This is a genomic window from Bradyrhizobium sp. P5_C11_2 (assembly GCF_054049755.1).
Map to the genome: position 1 here is coordinate 1 of NZ_JBFULT010000572.1, position 4793 is coordinate 4793.

The following is a 4793-nucleotide window of genomic DNA, read 5'->3' on the forward strand; positions in this document are numbered from 1 at the left end:
GTTCTCAAAATGACAGGAGCCCGCCGTGCTAAGCACGACAGACGATCTTCGTATCCGCGAACTGAAAGAGCTGAGCACGCCGGACGAGGTGATGCGGGAAGTCCCGCGCACGCTCACCGCAACGCGTGTGGTGATGGCGGCGCGCAACGCCATCCACGCCATCCTCAATGGCCAGGACGACCGGCTTCTGGTCGTGGTCGGCCCCTGCTCGGTGCATGATCCCAAGGCCGCGCTTGAATACGCCGAGCGCCTTGCGAGCTTGCGCGAAGATCTCGCCGACCAGCTCGAGATCGTGATGCGGGTCTATTTCGAGAAGCCGCGCACCACGGTCGGCTGGAAGGGCCTGATCAACGATCCCGACCTCGACGGCAGCTTCAACATCAACAAGGGCCTGCGGCTTGCACGCAACGTGCTGTCCGCGGTCAACAATCTCGGCCTGCCCGCCGGCGCCGAATTCCTCGACATGACGACGCCGCAATACATTGCGGACCTGGTGTCCTGGGCCGCGATCGGTGCCCGCACGACCGAGAGCCAGATCCATCGCGAGCTGGCCTCGGGGCTGTCCTGCCCGGTCGGATTCAAGAACGGCACCGACGGCAATGTGCGCATCGCCGCCGACGCGGTGAAATCAGCCTCGCATCCGCATCACTTCATGGCCGTCACAAAACTCGGCCGCTCGGCGATTGCCTCGACGGCGGGCAATGAGGACTGTCACATCATCCTGCGCGGCGGCAGCAAGCCGAACTACGACGCGGAAAGCGTCGCCGCCGCCTGCAACGAGCTGGCGAAATCCGGCGTCGCGCCGCAGGTGATGGTGGATGCAAGCCACGCCAATTCCAGCAAGAAGCCGGAAAACCAGCCGCTGGTCGCAGCCGATATCGCCGGACAGATTTCCGGCGGCGAGAACCGCATCATGGGCGTGATGATCGAGAGCAATCTCGTCGCCGGCCGCCAGGACGTGGTGCCGGGCAAGCCGCTGACCTACGGCCAGAGCATCACCGACGGCTGCATCGACTGGGCGACCACGGCAACGGTGCTCGAGCAGCTCGCCGACGCGGTCGAGATCCGGCGCAATACAACGCGCGCGGGCCTCCACGAGCGTTCCGCCTAGCGGACGATTGCGGGCGGGGTGATGCTGTCGCGCCCTGCCCGCACATCCATCTGCCTCAGCAGCCGCGGCAGATGCTCTTGATTTTCTTGTCCAGCGCCGCGTCTTCCTTGTTCACCGGATTATTCGGATCGCTCAGATTCTTCTCGCTCGGCACGTCGGAAGCCCGCGGCTGGCGATGCCCRACCGGCGCAGGCAGCACGGAACCCGCCGACTGTCCCGACGTCGTCGATCCCTTGCTTCCGCTCTGCGCGAAGCCTGTGCCGCCGAACACTACCAGGAGCGATAGTGCCGCGATGATGTTTCTCATTTTGCTCCTCCGTTCCTCAAGCCGGCTCTCGCATCTCAACCGATCAGGTCTCTGGCGGATAGAGATGAACGTCGCCGCAATAGTCGACGATACGATAGCGCGTTTCCAATGCCGCATCACGTGCCTCGGGTGCGGTATTTTGCTCCGCCAACACGTAATTCGGGCCCAGCGGCGATTTGCCGGCGCCGCCGGGGATATCGATGACATAGTCAGGCTGGCACAATCCTGACACCCGTCCACGCAACTGACGCATGAGGTCCTGGCCTTCCGCGATCGTGGCGCGCAGATGCGCGGTGCCTGGCGCGAGATCGCCGTGATGCAGGTAGTAGGGCTTGATCCGGCATTCGACGAAAGCTCGCATCAAATCCGACAGAGCGGCGATGCTGTCATTGACGCCGCGCAAAAGCACGGACTGGCTGACCATGGGAATCCCGGCATCGACGAGCCGCGCGCAGGCCGCGCGAGCCGCGCCCGTCAGCTCCCGCGCATGATTGGCATGCACCGCGACCCAGGTGGTCGCGCCCTCGGCCTTCAGTGCCGCGACCATCTCGTCGCTGATGCGCGCAGGGTCCGCCACGGGCACGCGGGTGTGAAGGCGGACGATCTTGACGTGCTCGATRCCGGCGAGGTCGGCCATGATCTCGCCCATGCGCCGCGGCGACAGCATCAGGGGATCGCCGCCGGTCAGGATCACTTCCCAGATCTCGCTGTGCGCGCGGATGTAGTCGATGGCGGCGCGGTAGGCCGCTTCCGAGAGCGCGTTCTCCTTGCCGGGGCCGACCATCTCGCGGCGGAAGCAGAAGCGGCAATAGACTGCGCAGACGTGAACCAGCTTGAACAGCACCCGATCGGGATAGCGGTGCACGATGCCGGGGACCGGCGAGTGCGCGTGGTCGCCGATCGGATCGGCGTTCTCGCCCGGCTGCACCTCGAGCTCGGCGGCGCTCGGAACGAACTGGCGCGCGATGGGATCGTCGGGATCGGATGGGTCGATCAGCTCGACCAGCGCCGGCGTGATCGCGACCGCATAGCGCGCGGCGACGTGCTCGAGCGCAGGCAGCGCGGCGGCAGGCGCCAAGCCTTCGGCCACGAGTTCGGCCGGTTCGCGCAAGGTGCGTGCAAGATTGGTCTTCGTCATTTTTCACTTAGCGTTTCATTTGCAGGCGGTGTCCACACCACCTGATCAATTCTTGAAGCGCCGCTCGCCAGCATCACCAGCCGGTCGAAGCCGAGCGCGACACCGCTTGCCTCCGGCATGGCGGCAACGGCGGCCAGAAAATCCTCGTCCAGCGGATAGGCCTCGTCGTAGCGGCGCTGCTTCTCCACCATCGATTCCGTGAAGCGCTTGCGCTGCTCCTCGGCGTCGGTGAGTTCGCCGAAGCCGTTGGCGAGCTCGACGCCGCAGGCATAGACCTCGAACCGTTCCGCGACCCTGGAATCGCCAGCCTTTACCCGCGCCAGCGCTGCCTCCGGAGATGGGTATTCGAACAGAATGGTCAAACGGCCCTGCCCCAGATGCGGCTCGACATGCTCGACCAAGACCTTGCTGAAGATGTCCGACCAGGTGTCGTCCTCGGCGACGCGGACCCTACCACCGGCCGCCTGGGCGAGCGCGGCACGGTTACCCCTGTTGCCCGAGATTGTCGACAGCAGGTCGATCCCCGCAAACCGCTCGAAGGCACCTGCAACCGTGAGCAGTTCCGGCTCGGCGAAGGGGTCGGCGGTCCGGCCCCGGAACGCGAAAGTCCCGATCCCGGTCGCCTGCGCGGCCCGGGCGACAATCACCACGGTGTCGGCCATGATGGCGTCATAGGGGGCGCCCGCCCGGTACCATTCCAGCATGGTGAATTCGGGCAGATGCAGGTCCCCGCGCTCGCGATCGCGGAACACTCGTGCGAATTCGAAAATTCGCTCCTCGCCGGCAGCCAGGAGCTTCTTGCAGGCAAATTCCGGCGATGTCCGTAGATATCGGCTGGCCCGGCTGCCGTCGGGCCGCATGATCTCGGTCCGGGGAGCATGCAGATGGGTCTCATTGCCCGGGGAGACCTGAAGCACGGAGGTTTCGACTTCGACAAAGCCCTGTTCGGCGAAAAAGCCCCGTAGTGACCCGGTAATGGCCCCCCGCGCCTGCAGGAACGGCCGCCGGTCCAGGTGGCGCGAGGGCGACCAGAACGGCGAAATCGGCTTGTCCCCAGCCATCAGCCGACGACCCCGCAGGCCAGCAAAATGCTGGCATTCAACGACAAAATGCGTATGTTGCGGCCCGAAACGGGTGCCGAGGTCTGATTTGAGGCCCCAAGTCCCCCATCAATTTGACCACGTCCTGGCCTGAGCCGGGCCAAGCAAGCAGGAAATACAGCTTTGAGAGTCATCGCCAGTTCTATTCGCAAGGGCAACGTGATCGAGCAAGACGGCAAGCTTTATGTCGTCGTCAGTGCCGAGAACATCCATCCCGGCAAGGGCACCCCGGTCAGCCAGATCGAAATGCGCCGAATCTCGGACGGGGTAAAGATCTCCGAACGCTACAAGACCACCGACCAGGTCGAAAAGGCCACGATCGAAGAGCGCAATTTCACCTTTCTCTATGAAGATGGTGACGGCTACCACTTCATGAACCCCGAGAGCTACGACCAGGTCCAGGTTTCCAAGGACGTGGTTGGCGACGCGGCCGCCTATCTTCAGCCAGAGATGACCGTCAAGCTGTCGACCCACGACGTCAACGTGGTCTCGCTCGCGCTGCCGCAGCGCGTGACGCTGGAAGTGGTCGAGACCGAGCCGGTGACCAAGGGTCAGACCGCTTCGTCCTCGTACAAGCCCGCGGTGCTCTCCAACGGCGTGCGCACCACCGTGCCGCCGCACATCGCGGTCGGCACCCGCATCGTGGTGATGACCGAAGACGGCTCCTACTCCGAGCGCGCCAAGGACTAACAAAGGGACTGAGGGATCGGGACAGGTACCGCCGGGGGGCGAGACAGTGGGTAGGGAGAGTTTCCGCTTCGTCTTGCAAGCCCTGGCGTTGCTTTCGCTCCTCATTGCAACCCCGGTCGCGGCGGACGAATTCCGCAGCCCCTCGCTCACGGCCCTGCGCGTCGATTGGCGCGCAGCGCTCGACCAACTCCGCACCGAGATCAACAGCCGCCCCCAGATTGCCGGCGATTTCATCTTCGTGCCGCGCCGTTCGGTGCCGCGATACGATCCGCGCGCGATGCCGGCGCTGGTGCAGCTCAATGCGGTCTCCTCGCAGTTCTTCACCGGCATTGCGCGCAGCTCCGTTCCGGTGCTGCTGCCGTTCGACGCCGCCGCTTACCTCGACGCACAGCGCAGCGGCGCGCCGGCGACGCTCGCGCTGTCGCGCTACCAGGCCGATTTCAATCC

General features: G+C 64.8%; 5 protein-coding genes and 1 pseudogene. 3 read left to right on the forward strand and 3 right to left on the reverse strand.

Translation table 11 applies throughout. From position 1 onward, the window contains the following. Nucleotides 1-25: 25 nt before the first annotated feature. On the forward strand, nucleotides 26-1111 hold the full coding sequence (locus ACXJL8_RS34295; protein WP_456624037.1) for a 3-deoxy-7-phosphoheptulonate synthase: 1086 nt from the start codon (nucleotides 26-28) through the stop codon (nucleotides 1109-1111). 55 nt (nucleotides 1112-1166) lie between these two features. Here ACXJL8_RS34295 and ACXJL8_RS34300 read toward each other — a convergent pair whose 3' ends face one another. Genes ACXJL8_RS34300 through epmA form a run of 3 tightly spaced genes read right to left on the reverse strand, consistent with a single transcriptional unit; the run spans nucleotide 1167 to nucleotide 3617 of the window. Further along, nucleotides 1167-1418, reverse strand: a complete 252-nt coding sequence (locus ACXJL8_RS34300) for a hypothetical protein (protein ID WP_456624036.1) — start codon at nucleotides 1416-1418, stop codon at nucleotides 1167-1169. A 43-nt stretch (nucleotides 1419-1461) separates the two neighbouring features. Then, complete coding sequence (locus ACXJL8_RS34305; RefSeq protein ID WP_456624035.1) at nucleotides 1462-2556, reverse strand: lysine-2,3-aminomutase-like protein; 1095 nt, start codon at nucleotides 2554-2556, stop codon at nucleotides 1462-1464. Continuing rightward, nucleotides 2553-3617, reverse strand: coding sequence for an EF-P lysine aminoacylase EpmA (epmA, locus tag ACXJL8_RS34310; RefSeq protein ID WP_456624034.1), 1065 nt, complete (start codon nucleotides 3615-3617; stop codon nucleotides 2553-2555). The genes ACXJL8_RS34305 and epmA overlap by 4 nt, the downstream gene beginning before the upstream one ends. 162 nt (nucleotides 3618-3779) lie before the next feature. Between epmA and efp the strand changes: the two genes are divergently transcribed. Further along, nucleotides 3780-4346, forward strand: a complete 567-nt coding sequence (gene efp / locus ACXJL8_RS34315) for an elongation factor P (protein ID WP_456624033.1) — start codon at nucleotides 3780-3782, stop codon at nucleotides 4344-4346. A 46-nt stretch (nucleotides 4347-4392) separates the two neighbouring features. Further along, nucleotides 4393-4793, forward strand: a pseudogene (locus ACXJL8_RS34320) (M23 family peptidase); the annotation flags it as partial.

Bases quoted from the DNA above. Each gene is read 5' to 3' on its own strand.
- epmA (WP_456624034.1), bottom strand. From the start codon at position 3,617: ATGGCTGGGGACAAGCCGATTTCGCCGTTCTGGTCGCCCTCGCGCCAC.